Here is a 19,427-nt window from a genome sequence, read left to right on the forward strand (position 1 = left end):
ATGTATTTTATGTGGAAACCGATTGCGGTTTATGAGTGCGGAAAAAGGAATACACGCCGTCACTTTACTGTCAGAAAGGCGGGATAAAATGGTCAAAAAACGATGGTTACAAACCGCAACCTAGGAGCAGTGTGCCTATTATTAGGCTTTTAGATGATAATTTAACCGAATTACTGTTCTCATGGTTAATCAACGAGAAAACTGTCAGAATTTAATAGAAATATTGAGTTCAAAACACCTCCATTAATGCCTTACTGTATTGATTGAGATTCCTAACCATGAACGCCTTCCCATAATGAGTTTTCAACCACCGTAAATCCCCATTTAGCCTCATCAATCGGCGTTGGGCGATTTTTACGGATTTCATCAGTATGCCAACACTGTGCAATTAATTGACGTAAACGTCGCATAATATTATTACGTTCATAATCCACTAAATCATCATGATCTAACTGTGCTAGACAGCTATTCACTTCAATCAATTTGTGAATTAAAGTGCGGCGCGCAATTTCTGTTGGATGGGCGGTTAATACTAATTCAATCGATAATTCATCGATCGCTTTTGTTATCACCTTATTAGTAAATCGTTTTTCTTTTAAGCGCGCAAAAAGATTGGCTAATACCTCAGGATTACTGGATGCTTCACCATGAGGAGAGATACTATAGTATTGCTCTGCGACATTGGCTAGATTAAGAAATTGATTAAATGCCCTGGTGACAGGCAGCAGTTCATCATTAGAGAGATTCTGTAATGTTTTCAATAAAGCTTGACGCTGTGCTTTATTTCCTGCTCGGGAAGATTTTGATAATTTACGGATAGATTCTACTTTATCTAAAATATCCTCACCCAAAGCATTTTTAATTGTATCACCCAATAACTTACCTAACATACTCACATTACTGCGCATCGCTGAATATTGTTGATCCATTAAGACTCCTAACTTTCACTGCCCAAACATTTATTCATGCATTATATAAGTTGAAACAGTTTTATCAGTAGATAATTACCATTTTCACGCTAATAATAGAATCGCGAAATAATAACATTCCCTTATGATATAACGGATATTTGGTTTATCATCAAACCTAAACCTATATCAAAAAGTATGGCATCTTTATAAAATTTTATGATTGACTTATTGCTACAATAAAGCGTATTTCAGTTCAAGCTAGGGAGCAATTCCTGTAGGTGATTAGATGGATGACTGGCCAATATAGTTAACTGTCCAGTGCACCTTCCAAACTAAGCAGAGTAATAACGCCTCTGCTTTTGTTGGTTATCTGTGCATACGGAAGCACGATGGCTACGCCGTGATTATGGTGATTAAAGCAATTGTGATAAACGATTCAGATCAGACTGGATTGCACCTGCCGTCACATCACGTCCAGCGCCTGGCCCTCTAATCACTAATGGATTATCACGATACCAACGACTTTTAAGGGCAAAAACATTATCACCGGGTAATAACGCTGCCAAGGGATGATCAGGCAAAACAGCTTCAACACCCACTTTGGCGCGTTTCTTTGTGGCATCAAAGCGTGCAACATAGCGCAAGACCATACCCATTTCCTGAGCAGCCTGGAGACGTTGTGCCATTTGTTCATTAATAACCATACTATTTGCAAAAAATTCATCCAGATCACCGGTTGCCGCTTCGGTTGTAACTAATGACTCGATCCGCACCTGTTCAGGTTCAATTTCATAGCCCGCTTCACGTGCCAAAATGATTAATTGACGCATTACATCTTGTCCAGAGAGATCAATTCGTGGATCTGGCTCAGTTAAACCTTGTTGCCAAGCTTGTTCAACCAATTGATTAAACGGTACCGTGCCATCAAATTGTAAAAATAACCAAGATAAGGTAGCAGAAAAAATACCACTAATAGAAAGGATTTTATCACCACTCTCTTTTAAATCACGAACAATATAATTTATTGGTAATCCCGCCCCGACTGTCGCATTATACAACCAGTATCGACCTGTTTTTGCAAAAGCATCACGGATCTGACGGTAGTCGTCACTCGCCAGAGCGCCAGCTACCCTATTGGCACTGATTAGATGAAAACCATAACTAGCAAAATTAAGATAGCTTTTTGCTAATCGGTCACTGGTTGTTATATCCAGTACAACCAGATCATCAAACGGATGATCTCGCATCCAGAGTAAAAGCGCGTCATCTTGATGTATTGTGGCATCACGATCAAAAAAAGCTAATACACTACTTGGATCGATGCCCTCATAATTTAATAGGCTACGGCAGCTATCAACTACACCGGCGAGAATAAATTCAAAATCACTACGAGCGGAAATCGTTTTTTGCTCGCTAGCAAACAATTCCAGCCAGCGAGAACCAATATTACCTTTACCAAACAAAATCAAGCCAATACGTTTTTCCGCCCGAAATAAGCTCTGGTGTAATCCCTGCACTAAATGTGATGTTTGAGTTGTACGCAAAACAGCTACTAGACTTATTTCTTCTTCAGAGTGCCAAAGAAATTCAACGGGTTGATCCTTTAATTGTTGATAGAAACGATGACTATGCAGCGGATTTTTCCCCACACCCGCCCCGACAAGGGCAACCAAAGAAAATTGATCACGTAACGATAAATCTTCTACTACCGCCATCTCCTTCAATACTGACAAAGCACTAGTGGCGACTTCTGAGGTATAACATAACTGGATCAGTTTTCGATCTGGATGTAAGCCAATCGCTAATGGTCGCAACTGTCTCCGTTTTAGCAATAAATCGATCTCTTTATAGGTTTGACTAAAATTTTGCTGATTTGCCAGATTTAATTCAACCAGACAAACATCATCATGGCTGGTAACAATTTTAACACCTGTACCTGATGCCAAAACACGCTCTATTTTTGTCGAACCCTGTTCAGGCTGATAGCTACATCTAAGTTGTAAATCAATATTAGTGACAGAAATTGGCTGTAACGTGCGAGTATGAAGCACCGGTGCCGCTAAACGCGCTAATTCGCTGGCTTCATCAAGGCGTAATAATGGCAGCAAACAAGCATCTTTGACTTTGCGCGGATCAGCACTATATACCCCGGCAACATCACTCCAAATAGTTACTTTATTAACCTGCGCCAACGCCCCTATCTGGGTTGCTGAATAATCACTACCATTACGGCCTAATAATACCGTTTTACCTTGTTTATTCTGAGCAATAAAGCCAGTCACCACCAACCGTTTATTGGAATGTTGTTGCAAAAGCTGTTGTAATAATGGGCGTGATAGGGTTTCATCTACCTGGGGTTGAGCAGCAAATTCTGCACGCAAAAAAAGTCGTGCATCTAACCACTGACTTGGCAAACCAAATTCTTCCAATACTGCGGACATTAAACGCGCAGACCAAATTTCTCCATGACCAACAATTTCTGCATAAATATCATCATGAATTGGTTTATCGACTAAGGTGCTTAAGCGATCAAGTTCAGCTAAAAAAGCTAACTTTAATATCTGGCCTTTTGTGCCTGGTAATAGCCCAATAATAAGATCCTGTTGATAACGGCGTATCGACTGCTGTATCTGATTGGCTAAAGCACGATCAGTTTGGCTTAATTTCAACCAATCAATTAACTGATTAGTTGTTGTTCCGGCCGCAGATACCACCATTAAATCGCCGGGCTGGCTATAATTTGCCATAATATTAGCGACTCGCTGATAACATTTCACATCAGCTAAACTACTACCACCAAATTTATGTAATTGACGATGGTGATATTTTACTGCTCTCGCTGTCACTGCATTCATGATAAAAAGTTACCTCTTCGCTACTTGCTGAAACGCGTTACCTAAATCTTCAATAGCTACTGAAAAACTTAATAAATTTTTATTGGTAGTTGCTAGCTTACATCAAATAATGCGCTGCTAATATAGCACTTAACCAATGACATATGGTTAATATTGTTGGTTTAGCTAACATAATATCGGTTCACTGAAAGAATTGAAAAGATAATCAAATATAACTAAATAGACATGAAGATGTTAATACATCTGGAAATCCAAAACACTTTACGTTTAAATCAAGTAGTGGGATAATTATCAATATTAAAAACGGCAATAAACGATAGAATATTAGAAACTTATTAAACAAATTTTTGCCAACTAAGGCTATATTTATACAGCAACTAAATAAATTCTTCTATTGATTGACTTAACTTAAGGTATCCCATGGCTGAGTGGAATGGTGATTATGTTAGCCCTTATGCTGAACATGGTAAAAAAAGTGAGCAAGTAAAAAAGATCACAGTCTCTATCCCATTAAAAGTACTTAAAATCTTGACAGACGAACGCACTCGTAGACAAATTAATAATTTACGCCATGCGACAAATAGTGAATTGCTATGTGAAGCATTTTTACACGCGTTCACTGGGCAACCGTTACCCGATGACGATGATTTACGCAAAGAGCGTGATGATGAAATTCCAGAAGCTGCAAAAGTGGTTATGCGCCAAAGAGGTATTGATCCAGACACATGGGAATATTAATTATTTGCCTTATTTTTAAAGATCAAATAATTAAAGCTTTATGTAAAAATTGTCTTGGTTTAATTGAATAATTTTGGTTTTATATAACAGTAACACTCCGATATTTAGCGAAGTGTTACTCCTATATTATCAACATGATTTTGGCTTGTATCATTGAGCCATTATTATTTTTTCATGCCTGGAATATTGAATCGCTGCTTGAAGCGATCAACACGGCCGCCGGCAGCCACATCTCGCTGTTTACCTGTATAGAATGGATGACATTTACCACAAACATCCAAATTCAGATTATGATTAACAGTTGATTTAATTTTCATTACATTACCGCAAGAACAAGTCGCAGTAACTTCTTCATATTTAGGATGAATATCTTTTTTCATAGAAAACCTCTAGTTAGGCCGCATCGCTATCTAACCCTAACGCTAGACACCATACGTCAAATCGATTAAGAATAGTGCTTAGTAATCATCAAAATTACTAATAAAGGTGGCGGATCATACAGAAAATCCGCTTATAGCGCAATGAAATCTATTCAAATAATGTGATACTCTATCTTTTATGTCTTATAAATAATATCTATGACAATGATTAGGAACACTTAATAATGGCTATTGTTCAAGTGGCGCTTCCTGTTCCGCTGATGCGCACTTTTGATTATCAATCCAATCTCCCTTTACCCATCAAAGGTAGTCGGGTATTGGTACCTTTTGGTAAGCGTACTATCTTAGGTATTGTATTATCGCATAGTCAAAATAGTAAACTCAGTTGTGAACAATTAAAAACCATTGAACAAGTTTTAGATCAAGAATCACTCTTTTCGGACAGTTTATGGTCATTACTCCTTTGGGCCTCTCAGTATTATCATCACCCAATTGGTGAAGTATTATTTCATGCACTACCGGTTTTACTACGGCAAGGTAAAGCAGCAACATTTTCTCCACTATGGCAATGGCAAATCACGCAGCAAGGTAAAATTTTTGCCCTAAACCAACTTAAACGAGCACCAAAACAACAACAGGCACTCGCATTACTACAGCAGCAGCCCCTATATCGGCACCAAATAGTAGAATATGAATTGAGTGAGAATGCGCTACAAGCACTAAAAAAAAGAAACTTAATTCAACTATTAGCCATCCAACCAAAAATGGAAAGTTGGCATGCTGATTTTCACATTTGTGGTGAAAAACCAAAACTCAATCTAGAACAATCAACAGCGGTAGGGGCAATAAGTTCTCAACCAACATTTGCGCCTTGGTTATTAGTGGGGATCACGGGTTCTGGTAAAACAGAAGTCTATCTCAGTGTCATTGAAAATATTTTAGCCCAAGGTAAACAGGCATTAGTCCTGGTTCCCGAAATTAGTCTTACTCCCCAGACTATTCAACGATTTAGTGAGCGATTTAATGCTCCCGTAGATGTGCTACATTCCGCATTAAATGATAGTGAGCGATTGGCAGTCTGGTTGCGTGCACAAAAAGGACATAGTGCGATTGTGATTGGTACGCGCTCCGCATTATTCACTGCTTTTGCCAATCTGGGCTTGATCATTATTGATGAAGAGCACGATAACTCTTACAAGCAACAAGACGGATGGCGTTATCATGCCCGTGATCTGGCTGTTTTGCGTGCCAAAAAAGAGAACATTCCAATTATTATGGGGACAGCAACACCTTCGTTAGAAAGTCTCTATAATATTGAGCAAGGAAAATATCACCGCCTAGATCTAACCCAACGCGCAGGAAACGCTAAACCGGCAAGTCAACATTTACTCGATTTAAAAGGCCAGCCATTAAAATATGGTATGTCAAAACCACTAATTCAGCGTATGGAAGATCATCTGGCAGCAAATAATCAGGTGATGCTATTTTTAAATCGTCGCGGCTACTCCCCAACCTTAATTTGCCATGATTGTGGCTGGATTGCTGAGTGTTCACGTTGTGATCATTATTACACACTACACCATCATCAATGTCAGCTACGTTGCCATCACTGTGATAGTCAACTACCAATCCCAATACAATGCTCACACTGTGGCTCAACGCATCTGCTGCCTGTCGGTTTAGGAACTGAACAGTTAGAAGAGGCAATTTATCAGCTTTTTCCTGATATACCGGTTACCCGCATTGATCGAGATACCACTCGGCGTAAAGGATCATTAGAAAAACAGCTAGCCACTGTCTATACAGGTGGTGCTCGGATTTTGATAGGCACCCAAATGCTGGCTAAGGGACACCATTTCCCTGATGTTACTCTGGTTGCCCTATTAAATGTCGATGGTGCACTTTTTTCCAGTGATTATCGGGCAGCGGAAAGATTTGCTCAACTTTATATCCAAGTATCTGGACGGGCTGGCCGAGCCGGTAAGCATGGCGAAGTGATCCTACAAACCTACCATCCTGAACATCCATTATTATCGACATTATTAGAAAAGGGATATAACGCGTTCGCGGCAGAAACACTAGTGGAACGACGTGATGTTTTTTTGCCACCGCATAGTAGTCATATCATGATCCGTTCAGAAGATCACCATAATCAGTCTGCACCTAATTTTTTAAACAAGCTCCGCCAATATATAGAACAACATAACATGCGCGACTCACAACTTTGGTTAATGGGTCCTATACCTGCGATCCATGCCAAGCGGGCAGGCCGTTTCCGTTGGCAATTACTACTCCAACATCCTTCGCGCGCCTATTTACAACAATTCCTTTCGCATATATTACCTGAAATTATGGCCTACCCTGAAAGTCGAAAAGTAAAATGGAATATTGATGTTGATCCGACCGAAAATTAGTCGTTGTAATTACTCATCTACACCTATTGAATTAAATAAAATTAGCTTTATGCGAAGCTATTCTATAAATAAATCTAATTAAACGATTCAGACAAATTTATTTAAAAATTTGGCGGTTAACATGCTTAAAATAAGTAAACGCAAAAATTAGATCGACGTGATTAACGATTAAGGATGCGAGGTGGGGCTATGGAACAAAAGATAATTTACTACAACGCAACGATGAAGGATGTTGCTAACGCAGCTGGCGTGTCTACTGCAACAGTTTCACGAGCCCTCACTAAGCCCGATCAAGTTTCTGTCAAGACGCGCCAGAAAGTTGAACAAGCTGCATCGAAAACAGGTTATGATGCCTATTACCTGACAAAAAATATAAAATCAAGCAAACCTAAAACCATTTTTGTCGCTATACCCGATATTACCAATCCTATTTGTCCTGATATTATTAGTGGCATTGAGCAAGTGGCTGCTGAACAAGGATATATGGTACTCATTGGTGATTGTAAACATTATCAAAAACAACAATACACACTTATTGATATATTTATTAGCCAACGAATTGATGGCATCGTGTTACTCAATTCTGATATTCCGTTTTCTCTCACTAATAGAAAACCGAAAGATTTTCCCCCAATAGTTGTTGCAAATGAATTTGTACCTGAATTCAAACTTGCTACTATAAATATTGATAATCTAACTTACTCTTTTAACGCAATTAACTATTTACAAAAACTGGGTCATAAATATATTGCTTGCATAACAGGCCCAGAAACCTTTCTGTCTTGCCAATATCGTTTGCAGGGTTACATGCAAGCGATACAGCGAGCAGGTAATAAGGTACAACAGGAATATATTATTAACAGTGATTTTAGTTACCAAGGTGGAGCCGAAGGCATAAAAAAACTTTTTACATTACCTAAGCCACCTAGCGCAATTTTTTGCCATAATGATATTATGGCTATCGGTGCAATATGGCAGGCCAAACGTATGGGGCTAACATTACCAAGAGATTTATCTATTATTGGATTTGGCAATCTAAACTTTGCACAATATAGCGAACCCGCTCTCACCACAATCGAGCAACCTCGCTTTGAAATTGGTCGCCAAGCAATGTTACTACTTTTAGCGAAAATTCAAGGCCATGAAATAGATAAAAATGCAAAATTGCTAGACTGCCATTTAATTATCCGTGATAGTGTTTGTCCACCGAAAGACTAGTCAAAAGTGATTAGGTTAAGTAACCTATAACGAATTAATGTAACTTTTTTATTAATTAGCGAATTGAAAAGTGGCACAAAAAGATTACGTAAGACGAGGACGCACAACGTCCCGTAAAAATAAACATTCAGGCAAGAAAAAATCAAATCAAGGATTGCCGAAAACAACCCTTGCTGTAGCGATTGCCATCGTCGTTATCTTTATTGGCGGCTTATATTTCATTACGCAAAATAAACGCGTTCCTGTGCTTAACAGAACAATCTCACCTAACACCAATCAGCCAGTCAGCAGTCTACCACCTAAGCCAGAAGAACGTTGGCGTTACATAAAAGAGCTGGAAAAGCGGGGCACTGATCTACCAAACTTTAACCAATCAAACAAATCAAATATCAATAACACAACTGAGTTAACCAATGAGCAACGTCAACTTCTGCAGCAAATTGATGCGGATAGACGCAATCCTGTCACTAATCTATCCGAAGTGCCTAATAATGATAATGTTCCCTGCTCACGAGTCATCATTAATGGCCCGCCTATAGAATCACCTGCGAGCTTAAAACCCATACCGCAGCCCCAACAACCAACGGATAGCCAACAAAAAATAGTGGTACAATGTGGTTCATTTAAAAACCTGGAGCAAGCAGAATCGATTAAAGCCAATCTGGCATTCTCAGGTTTAGAAAGTAGAATTAGTTCGACTGATGGCTGGCACCGTGTCGTACTTGGGCCTTACAACAAAGAAACAGCAGAAAAAATACGTGACCGAGCTAAATCTGTCGGCGTATCCGGTTGTATACTTCGTACAAGTAAGGGTTGAAAAATGATTATTATCCCCCATTTACATTCCTAATAGCGTAAATACAGACTTTTTATGTAATAAAAAAATTAAAAAGTATGTTTACATACTCCCCTAATAAAATAACCAAGGGCTGACTCATGACTACAATCGTAAGTGTTCGCCGTAATGGCCAAGTTGTAATTGGTGGTGATGGACAGGCGACGATGGGTAATACCGTCATGAAAGGCAACGTCCGTAAAGTGCGCCGCCTTTATAATGATAAAGTTATCGCCGGCTTTGCGGGCGGTACTGCTGATGCATTTACACTGTTTGAACTTTTTGAACGAAAATTAGAACTTCACCAAGGACATCTAACCAAAGCCGCTGTTGAACTGGCTAAAGATTGGCGTACTGATCGTATGCTGAGAAAACTTGAAGCACTTTTAGCTGTTGCAGATGAAAACAGCTCATTGATCATTACAGGTAATGGAGATGTTATTCAACCAGAAAATGACTTGATCGCCATTGGTTCTGGTGGTGCCTATGCACAAGCTGCTGCGCGTGCGCTGTTAGAAAATACAGAAATGAGCGCACGTGATATTACAGAAAAAGCGTTAAATATAGCGAGTGATATCTGTATTTATACCAACCATAATTTTAACTTTGAAGAACTCTCTTCAAAATCTTAAGGATTTAAACATGTCTGAAATGACGCCTCGTGAAATTGTCAATGAATTGGACAATCATATTATTGGTCAAGACAAAGCAAAACGTTCTGTCGCTATTGCGCTACGTAATCGTTGGCGTCGTATGCAACTAGATGAAGCATTGCGCCAAGAAGTAACGCCGAAAAATATTTTGATGATTGGTCCAACCGGGGTAGGGAAAACAGAAATTGCTCGCCGTTTAGCAAAACTGGCTAACGCTCCCTTTATTAAAGTCGAAGCAACAAAATTTACTGAAGTTGGTTATGTAGGTAAAGAGGTTGATTCTATTATTCGTGATTTGACTGACGCTGCTGTAAAAATGGTACGCCTGCAATCTATCGAAAAAAATCGTTACCGTGCAGAAGAACTGGCCGAAGAACGTATTCTTGATGTTTTATTGCCACCAGCTAAAAATAATTGGGGACAACCCGATCCCCATGTAGAACCCTCTACCGCACGTCAATCTTTCCGCAAAAAACTAAGAGAAGGGGAGCTAGACGATAAAGAAATTGAAATTGAAGTTGCTACTACACCAGTAGGTGTTGAAATTATGGCCCCTCCTGGCATGGAAGAAATGACCAGTCAGTTGCAATCTATGTTTCAAAATCTGGCAGGGCAAAAACATAAACCCCGTAAGATGAAAATCAAAGAAGCCTTCAAAACTTTAATAGAAGAAGAAGCTGCAAAATTGGTTAATCCAGAAGAACTAAAACAGCAAGCAATTGACGCGGTTGAACAACACGGCATTGTTTTTATCGACGAAATTGACAAAATTTGCAAACGTGGAGAAACTTCTGGCCCAGATGTCTCTCGAGAAGGGGTACAACGCGATTTGTTACCTTTAGTTGAAGGCTGCACTGTTTCTACTAAGCATGGTATGGTAAAGACTGACCACATTTTATTTATCGCTTCTGGCGCATTTCAGGTTGCAAGTCCATCTGATTTGATCCCGGAGCTACAAGGCCGATTACCTATCAGAGTTGAACTACAAGCGTTGACGGCAGAAGACTTTAACCGTATTTTAACGGAACCGAATGCGTCTTTAACTATACAATATAAAGCATTGATGGCAACCGAGGGTTTAAACATTGAATTTACACCCGAAGGTATCGGTAAAATTGCTCAAGCAGCATGGCAAGTCAATGAAAAAACAGAAAATATTGGTGCTCGTCGATTACATACCGTTCTTGAGCGATTGATGGAAGATATCTCTTTCGATGCCAGTGAGCGCAATGGTCAAAACATTAAAATTGACGCTGATTACGTCGCTAAGCATCTGGATGAGCTAGTTGCTGATGAAGATCTGAGTCGATTTATTTTATAATCGGGTATCGTTAACTTTGCTGATGATAATCTTGGATGGGGGGCTAAGCCTCCCATTATTTTTATAACATCAAACTTGTGGATTAATTACATGAATTTAATCACATCAAGAAACCCTATACAAATGCAGGCGTGGCTGGAAAGCTTACGTCCGAAAACGCTTCCCTTGGGTATTGCACCGATTATAACGGGTTCTGCATTAGCTTATTGGTCTGGTGCTTTTACACTCTCAATTGCATTATTAGCTTTACTCACTGCTGCTGCACTACAAATTCTATCCAATTTGGCGAATGATTATGGTGATGCTGTTAAAGGCAGTGATACCGAGCAAAGATTAGGGCCATTACGAGGTATACAAAAAGGCATTATTAGCCTAGCAGAAATGAAAGTTGCCCTAAAAATCACTATCTTTATTTGTTGTCTCTTTGGCTTAACCCTGATCATAGTCGCTGGTAGAACGCCAAAGGATATTATTGGCTTTCTGATACTTGGCGTTATCGCTATAACAGCCGCCATCACCTATACAGTGGGTAAAAAACCCTATGGATATCTGGGACTGGGCGACATTTCAGTACTGATCTTTTTTGGTTGGTTGAGTGTGATTGGAACTTATTATCTACATACTAACTATTTTAATTTGATGACATTATTACCAGCAACCGCTTGTGGATTACTGTCAGTAGCAGTACTCAATGTTAACAATATGCGAGATATAGACAATGATATTAAAGCTGGTAAAAATACTTTAGCTGTTAGATTAGGCGCCAAAGGTGCCCGACAGTATCATGCGGCACTTATCTTAATTGCAATTTTCTGTCTAATACTCTTTAGCTTGCTATATCTTCATCACTGGACGGGTTGGTTATTCTTGCTCGCTATACCGATGTTATTAAATCATATAAAGAAAATTATTCATGATACCACCGCTGAGGGTATGAAACCTTTATTAGAAAATATGGTAAAAGCGGCGTTACTAACTAATATTCTATTTTCTATTGGACTTATTTTAAATTAATTATTGTCATTTTGATTTTTCTCAGTGTTTTTATGAGCTATGTTTTTGCAAAAAACAACTAGATAGAGATATACTGAACTTCCAGTGTACTTAAATAGACCGAAATCCTATGAAATATGATACTTCCGAGCTGTGTGATATCTACCAAGAAGAAGTCAATGTGGTAGAACCTTTATTCTCTAACTTTGGCGGGCGTACTTCATTTAGTGGTCAAATCGTGACAGTCAAATGTTTTGAAGACAATGGCCTCATCTACGATTTACTCGAAGAACCGGGGGAGGGTCGAATCCTGTTAGTTGATGGGGGAGGCTCTGTACGTAAGGCGTTAATTGATGCTGAATTTGCAAAATTTGCTATGAAAAAACAATGGGAAGGTATAGTCATTTACGGCGCAGTACGTCAGGTTGATGAATTAGCAGAATTAGATATTGGTATTCAAGCCATTGCTGCCATCCCTGTAGGTTGTACCAGTGACGGCACCGGAGAAAGTGATGTTCGCGTCAATTTTGGTGGCGTTACATTCTTTACAGAAGATTATTTGTATGCAGATAATACCGGTATTATCCTCTCCGAGCATCCATTACTTCTAGACGATGAGCCAAATAACGATCAAGATATTGAAGACTAATACCTTTTTTAGTTGAGAGTAAACATCGTTGTATTATTCAATATCTATCGATTAAGTAACAATAAGGGCAACAAATTTTGCCCTTATTGCTATTTTTTTCTAATGCAATAAAATGTTGGACGACTACTGAACATCTTCCATTCGACCTAATAGACCGCGTAAACGCTCTTGCCAGGCATGCTGTTCTTGTTTTAAATTCTCATTTTCATGAGCTAATGTTCCATGTTGTTCTTTAGCACTCGCGACTTCTTGATACAAATTATTATTTTTCTCTTTAAGTTCATTAACTTCCATCTGTAAAAGCTCAATGGTTTCTAGCGCTTGTTGAACTTTAGCTTCTAATTTTTCAAAAACTTCAAATGACATTCTTTCGTCCCCTTTTTTAGCAATGCTACGATTGTAAGTAGCCTTCTTACGCCTGTCTAGTTGAAAGCTCTCGATAAATGCCGATCTAACCTTAATTATTTCTATTTATCCAACCAATTGCAAAAAAATACATCAAGTAGAATGTCAGTTCGATCACTTTATCAGAGCGATTTCGCTCATTTTTTTGACGTGATCCAACAATATTTGATCTCTTTATTTCCGTTTACGTTCATTTAACGATAAATTCATTCAGAGCTTTCTCAGGAAATAATAAAAGAAAACAAATTTTATTGCTTAGTATTCATACTTTTTGCAGGATAAACATATGAGTAAAATTACTTCACCTACGCTTACAGGTCAATGTATCTCTGAATTTTTAGGTACCGCATTACTTGTATTCTTTGGTTTGGGTTGTGTTGCTGCTACGCGTATTGCAGGCGCACAACTAGGTTTATGGGAAATTAGTATTATTTGGGGGTTTGGCGTGGCTCTGGCCGTTTACCTTACAGCAGGTATTTCAGGAGCGCACTTAAATCCGGCTATTACCATTACTTTTTGGTTATTTGCCCATTTTGATAGAAAAAAAGTACTACCTTATATTATTGCACAAATGTTGGGAGGCTTTATCGCGGCCGCTCTCGTTTATGGGTTGTACTTCGAACTATTTCTAGATTATGAAAAAGTACACCAAATAGTACGGGGTTCACAAGAAAGCTTATTCACCGCGGGCATTTTTTCTACTTACCCAGCAGCTCAAATTAGCGTCCTACAAGCATTTGTAGTTGAAGTTGTTATTGCTATTATTTTGGTTTGTATGATATTAAGTTTAACTGATGATAACAATGGCATACCTCGTGGCCCATTAGCACCGCTACTTATTGGTATCCTGATTGCGGTTATTGGTGGTTCATTTGGTCCACTAACCGGCTTTGCATTAAATCCTGCTCGTGATTTTGGTCCCAAATTAGTGGCTTATCTCGCTGGTTGGGGTGATATTGCCTTAACCGGTGGACGCAGCTTCCCTTATTTTGTGATTCCTTTAACAGCACCTTTTGTTGGCGCTATTATCGGCGCTTTTGCTTATCGCAAACTGATTGGCTACCATTTACCTGCTATGACAAATCAAAACAAAAAATAAACGCAAAAATAATCAAAAATATATTATGAAGTAAATTGGACAATTATTATGACAACTGAAACACCAACAAAAAAAATATGTTATTGCACTTGATCAAGGTACTACGAGTTCACGCACCATTATCTTTGATCATGATGCTAATATTATTAATATTTCTCAGCGTGAATTTCCTCAAATTTATCCAAAACCAGGTTGGGTAGAACATGATCCAATAAAAATATGGGCAACGCAAAGTGCTACTTTAGCTGAAGCATTAGCAATTTCTGATATCCGCAGTGATGAAATTGCCGGTATTGGCATAACTAATCAACGAGAAACCACCATTGTTTGGGAGAAAGAAACCGGCAAACCCATTTATAATGCCATTGTTTGGCAATGCCGTCGTACAGCTGATTTCTGTACCGAACTAAAGCGGGATAACCCAGAACTGGAGAAATATATTCGTAAAAATACGGATCTGGTCGTTGATCCCTATTTCTCCGGTACCAAACTTAAATGGATCTTGGAGAATGTTGACGGAGCCTATGAACGAGCAAAAAATGGTGAGTTACTCTTTGGCACTATCGATACTTGGTTAGTATGGAAAATGACGCAGGGGCGTGTCCATATTACTGATTATACTAATGCATCTCGCACTATGTTATTTAACATTCATGAGCTGGAATGGGATCAAAAAATCCTCGATGCTTTTAATATTCCACGCGCGATACTACCAACAGTACGTCCATCATCAGAAGTTTATGGGCAAACCAATATTGGTGGTAAAGGAGGAACTCGTATACCAATAGCTGGAATGGCTGGTGATCAACAAGCTGCACTCTATGGCCAACTTTGTGTCCAACCGGGCATGGCGAAAAACACTTATGGTACGGGCTGCTTCCTATTAATGAATACCGGCAAAAAAGCCAAAATTTCCGATCATGGCTTACTGACTACCATTGCTTGTGGGCCACATGGTGAAGTCAACTATGCACTAGAAGGTGCGGTATTCATGGCTGGTGCCTCAATACAGTGGTTGCGTGATGAATTGAAATTGATTGATAACGCTAACGACTCTGAATATTTTGCTAATAAAGTCAAAAATAATAACGGTGTCTATGTTGTTCCTGCGCTAACTGGTTTAGGTGCACCTTATTGGGATCCTTACGCCCGTGGTGCGATTTTTGGCTTAACTCGCGGTGCCAATCGTAACCATATTATTCGTGCCAACATTAGAATCTATTGCCTACCAAACTCGTGATGTCCTTGAAGCAATGCAGAAAGATGCTGACACGCGCTTGAGTTCATTACGCGTTGATGGTGGTGCTGTCGCCAATAATTTCTTGATGCAGTTCCAGTCTGACATCCTAGGTGCTTACGTTGAGCGTCCGATTATTCGTGAAAGTACTGCATTAGGTGCCGCTTTACTTGCTGGACTGGCCGTCGGTTTTTGGCAAGATTTGGATGAAGTTAAAGAAAAGATGCGGATTGAAAAAACGTTCACCCCTGGCATTGAAACCACTGAACGTAACTATAAATATAACGGTTGGAAAAAAGCCGTTTCTCGTGCTAAGGACTGGGAAGAACACACATAATCCCATTTAAGAACGATAAATAATAAAATAGCAGTAAATGATTACTGCTATTTTATATAAAAATATTATTAATTTATGCAAGTAATTAATAAAAAATAAACTCTATAATTCCTGACTAAGATTAAAAAAAACAATTTATTTTAATTGTCATTTTTATGCCTATAATATAAAAAATAACAAGTTGTCATTATTTTATTTATATAGGGTGTTTATCATGAAAAAATAAATTTATTTGCCTTTCAATTATAATTTAACCTGCAAATATCTCATCGAATATTAATTTTTCGATGTATTAGATTGATTATTAATTAAATAACACAATAAAATAAATTATGAATAACAATCCTTTTATCACTTCAAAAAACCATAATCAATTACATGTAAATATAAAAAACTTATTATTACAAAAAAAAATCAATATATAAATTTGTCGGGTAATATTTCACTTTGCCAAACTTCATTTGAAAAATTTAATAACAATCCCAATCAAAGTAAAAATATGACTTCCAGTACTTTAGAAAGTGAAATATTCACCACTGGATCACTACCTATAAACACCCAAACTAATTTAGTTTTTATCCAGATAAAATATGGCAATCAATATTATCATGCCAAATATGATAAACAAGGCAACTGGCAATTAGATCTGCCAGTTACAAACGAAATTAATCAATCTATTCCGATTGAAATAACCGTTTATAATGAAACAGAAGCACCCTTATGGCATAAAGAATTTACTCCAACCGAACTGGGCGAGCAGCAAGCTGAAATTAAGAGTCGTAAAACAGAGGAATTTTCGTCCTTACCAGTAAAAAAGCCTTTAATCACATCAACTAATTTTACTAACCAGAAATGGCATTTTGACCAACAAAAAATGATTTTTGCTTATCAAATGCTTAATTTTACCGATCAAGTGGCCAGACAAGCTAAGGTATTTTCTATCCGTATGCGAGATAATTCAGGTAAACTGGTATTAGATCTTGCCTATATGCCATTAGAAAATATTACTTCAGGTACCACACTTGCTGCTGCTATGGAGGAGCATATCAATCGTCATTTACCTGAAGACATGGGTGTGCAAGTGACTTACCAACATCGCCAGTTGATCATTAGCGATCCGCAGCAACGAACCATTGAAACGTTAGTATTAGGTAAAACCGCCGCTATCACGCCAATTATATTATCGGAAAAGCTACTACCTTTTGGCCACGCAGATTATCGCCTTTTTTATGATGCCGCACAACGCCATCGAATAACCCATTTTTCTTTTACTATAAATGGAACAGAGGAAAACGACTCTCTCTTCTATACCGATATTAACTTAGAACTCCCGGCTGAATTTGATAATCAACAGTTGGCAGAAATATTAAAAAACAAACTCAACAAACTTATGGCGAGTGATGACATCCAGATCCAATGGGACAGTAACGGTCAATATCTGGCAATAAGTGATCGTCAAGGCCGCCAGATAACCGATTTTGTGTTACAAACTCATCGTAGCTATGATCAATTAATAAAAATGGCAGATATTGTCACACCTAATCGCCATTCTACCCAGGCTAAACTTGGCATTATCCGTGGTCAACTGCCACCATCAATGGTAAATGAAGAGTGGTCATGGCAATTACTGGCAGCGCCTCATTTCGGCACAGCACAAATAGAGAGCACAACAGGACAATGGGAATATCAGCCAACTGGCGATGAGAGTTTTCCGGGATATGATCAATTTCACCTTCAGGCCGTGGGTAAAGAAGGTATTACTAGCCATCCTATTGCTGTCATTCTGCAACACGATCAGGCCCCCATTCCTTTTTTTCCAACCGTAAAAACCTTCACACTCAAAACACCTGATTATCAGGAACCTATCGCTAATCACCAGCCTATCCCTGCTGATTTTAAACTACATGATGTTTTTATTGCTCAAACCCATGTTCTTCGTCCTCAAGATCCTTATTTACAACTGGTCCAAAATCGCTGGGCATTAATTAAACTTAATGCTAGTAGTGCGTCTGGCGCACCGGCACCAAATTTTACTGTTATCGTTCATGGTGCCGATGGTCACGAGTTAGGCCGTGTTCGATTAACCGGTAATAAAAAGCTACCCAGCTCACTTGATTTACCCAGTCAGGATAATCTTGTTGCCTTAAAGGGTCATAATGATCAAGACAGCTATGTTGCACCACTAAAAGAAGAATGGATAAAACCAGGAATTTCGATTACTCTGACAGCTAATGGCCAACCCCTTGCTTTACCTCATTACCAACAAGAAACGTTTGCATTTCAACCTAAAGTTGGGGCAGATGTAAATTTACCGCTGCGTATCATGCGCATAGCCCACCATACTGACAATGACTGGGCTATTAATGACCAGATTGATCAATGGGGAAATGATATCGTCGCCCAACTACCCATCAAGCAATTAACCCTTTATTCCTATCCTAGTGTCCCTTTTGACCAATTTGCCTCTTTTAGGGATGAATTTTATGCCGTTTATACCGGCAATAAAAACGAACCAGGCAGTGATCCCCATGCTGGTAATGGTGGATTTAAAGGCTCGATTGCAGCCAGTTATAATTTGGCTAACCGTTTACGACGAGCTAATGTTGGGGATAATGAAATAAGCTATGTTGCTTTCTTCCCCGATCCCTATGGTGGGTTAGGCGGTGGTCAACAAGGTGGTGGTAGTGCGAGCGCTGGTGTTTTCATTCATGAAATCGGCCATGCTATTGGCCGCTCTCATAGCATAAACGATCCTAACTACCCCTACAAAACAGGTTACCAAGCAAGTTGGGGTTACAATCAAGTCACGCAACAATATTTGCCAAACTTTTCTATCGATAAAAACAATAATCACTATCCTAATACCGATCCCATGCATGGAGGTAACGGTCTACGACCAGCAGAGCAGGTGTTTGCCGTCTTTTCTGATTATAATATTTTAAAAAATTTTCAATTTGTCAAACAGCAATATCAATGGTATCCCAATCAGATCAGTGGTGAAGATAGTGAAGATGGTGGATTTGCTGGGGATGGTTACTACCAGCTATGGGACGACAATCTTCAGCAATGGGTCACTGTGACACAGGATAATCATAAACGCTATAAGGTAAAGGAAGAAGCCGTTGCTTATCAGCATAATCAACCGGTCTATTGGATCACCGGTCATCTGGTACAGCAGGATGGTCAAACACTGAAACCAAATACCGCACCGCACCCACAAAATCAGTTAATGGTTTTTACAACCCTGGGCAACCTGCCTCAGCCCTACCACAATCTTGTCACTGGAGAAAATCGCTTGTATCTTGTTTTTTGTGATAGTTAGCTACTATCGCATGAAACAGAGTGAGCTTGTAAAATCGCTAATGGGACAACCTTGTTTCTG

At 38.9% G+C, this 19,427-nt stretch carries 13 protein-coding genes and 2 pseudogenes; 11 read left to right on the forward strand and 4 right to left on the reverse strand.

Features of this window, described 5'->3' with window-relative positions; all coding sequences use genetic code 11:
• Positions 1-281: 281 nt before the first annotated feature.
• Positions 282-929: pseudogene (locus G468_RS0111940) on the reverse strand (phosphoenolpyruvate carboxylase); the annotation flags it as partial.
• A gap of 395 nt (positions 930-1,324) precedes the next feature.
• A complete protein-coding gene (locus G468_RS0111945; protein WP_026823324.1) occupies positions 1,325-3,766 on the reverse strand; it encodes a bifunctional aspartate kinase/homoserine dehydrogenase II in 2,442 nt (813 codons plus the stop codon).
• A 420-nt stretch (positions 3,767-4,186) separates the two neighbouring features.
• Between G468_RS0111945 and metJ the strand changes: the two genes are divergently transcribed.
• Positions 4,187-4,504 carry a met regulon transcriptional regulator MetJ gene (gene metJ, locus G468_RS0111950; RefSeq protein WP_026823325.1) on the forward strand — a complete coding sequence of 106 codons (318 nt, stop codon included), beginning with the start codon at positions 4,187-4,189 and terminating at the stop codon, positions 4,502-4,504.
• Between the two features lie 164 nt (positions 4,505-4,668).
• On the opposite strand, the gene rpmE is transcribed toward metJ, so the two are convergent.
• Positions 4,669-4,884 (reverse strand): 50S ribosomal protein L31, encoded by a 216-nt coding sequence (rpmE, locus tag G468_RS0111955; protein ID WP_026823326.1) that lies wholly within the window; start codon positions 4,882-4,884, stop codon positions 4,669-4,671.
• 224 nt (positions 4,885-5,108) lie between these two features.
• Here rpmE and priA point away from each other — a divergent pair, with 224 nt between their 5' ends.
• The 7 genes from priA to rraA all read left to right on the forward strand — a co-directional run bounded on the left by priA (position 5,109) and on the right by rraA (position 12,967).
• Positions 5,109-7,298, forward strand: coding sequence for a primosomal protein N' (gene priA, locus G468_RS0111960; protein ID WP_026823327.1), 2,190 nt, complete (start codon positions 5,109-5,111; stop codon positions 7,296-7,298).
• Between the two features lie 189 nt (positions 7,299-7,487).
• Positions 7,488-8,516: a DNA-binding transcriptional regulator CytR gene (gene cytR / locus G468_RS0111965; protein WP_026823328.1), complete on the forward strand. Its 1,029-nt coding sequence runs from the start codon at positions 7,488-7,490 to the stop codon at positions 8,514-8,516.
• A gap of 70 nt (positions 8,517-8,586) precedes the next feature.
• Positions 8,587-9,333, forward strand: coding sequence for an SPOR domain-containing protein (locus G468_RS0111970; RefSeq protein WP_026823329.1), 747 nt, complete (start codon positions 8,587-8,589; stop codon positions 9,331-9,333).
• 119 nt (positions 9,334-9,452) lie between these two features.
• On the forward strand, positions 9,453-9,983 hold the full coding sequence (gene hslV / locus G468_RS0111975; protein ID WP_026823330.1) for an ATP-dependent protease subunit HslV: 531 nt from the start codon (positions 9,453-9,455) through the stop codon (positions 9,981-9,983).
• Between the two features lie 10 nt (positions 9,984-9,993).
• Entirely contained in the window at positions 9,994-11,325 is a 1,332-nt protein-coding gene (hslU, locus tag G468_RS0111980; RefSeq protein ID WP_026823331.1) for an HslU--HslV peptidase ATPase subunit, read from the forward strand.
• A gap of 90 nt (positions 11,326-11,415) precedes the next feature.
• Entirely contained in the window at positions 11,416-12,339 is a 924-nt protein-coding gene (locus tag G468_RS0111985; RefSeq protein ID WP_034249875.1) for a 1,4-dihydroxy-2-naphthoate polyprenyltransferase, read from the forward strand.
• A 109-nt stretch (positions 12,340-12,448) separates the two neighbouring features.
• On the forward strand, positions 12,449-12,967 hold the full coding sequence (rraA, locus tag G468_RS0111990; protein ID WP_026823333.1) for a ribonuclease E activity regulator RraA: 519 nt from the start codon (positions 12,449-12,451) through the stop codon (positions 12,965-12,967).
• 123 nt (positions 12,968-13,090) lie between these two features.
• Here rraA and zapB read toward each other — a convergent pair whose 3' ends face one another.
• Positions 13,091-13,333 carry a cell division protein ZapB gene (gene zapB, locus G468_RS0111995; RefSeq protein ID WP_026823334.1) on the reverse strand — a complete coding sequence of 81 codons (243 nt, stop codon included), beginning with the start codon at positions 13,331-13,333 and terminating at the stop codon, positions 13,091-13,093.
• A gap of 325 nt (positions 13,334-13,658) precedes the next feature.
• On the opposite strand from zapB, the gene G468_RS0112000 reads away from it, so the two are divergent.
• The 3 genes and pseudogenes from G468_RS0112000 (at position 13,659) to G468_RS0112010 (ending at position 19,367) form a co-directional block, all read left to right on the forward strand.
• Positions 13,659-14,471: an MIP/aquaporin family protein gene (locus G468_RS0112000; RefSeq protein ID WP_026823335.1), complete on the forward strand. Its 813-nt coding sequence runs from the start codon at positions 13,659-13,661 to the stop codon at positions 14,469-14,471.
• Positions 14,472-14,526: 55 nt separating this feature from the next.
• Positions 14,527-16,045, forward strand: a pseudogene (gene glpK / locus G468_RS20765) (glycerol kinase GlpK).
• A 499-nt stretch (positions 16,046-16,544) separates the two neighbouring features.
• On the forward strand, positions 16,545-19,367 hold the full coding sequence (locus G468_RS0112010; RefSeq protein WP_026823336.1) for a M66 family metalloprotease: 2,823 nt from the start codon (positions 16,545-16,547) through the stop codon (positions 19,365-19,367).
• Positions 19,368-19,427: the final 60 nt, after the last annotated feature.

It is taken from the genome of Arsenophonus nasoniae DSM 15247, from assembly GCF_000429565.1.
Taxonomy (GTDB): domain Bacteria; phylum Pseudomonadota; class Gammaproteobacteria; order Enterobacterales; family Enterobacteriaceae; genus Arsenophonus; species Arsenophonus nasoniae.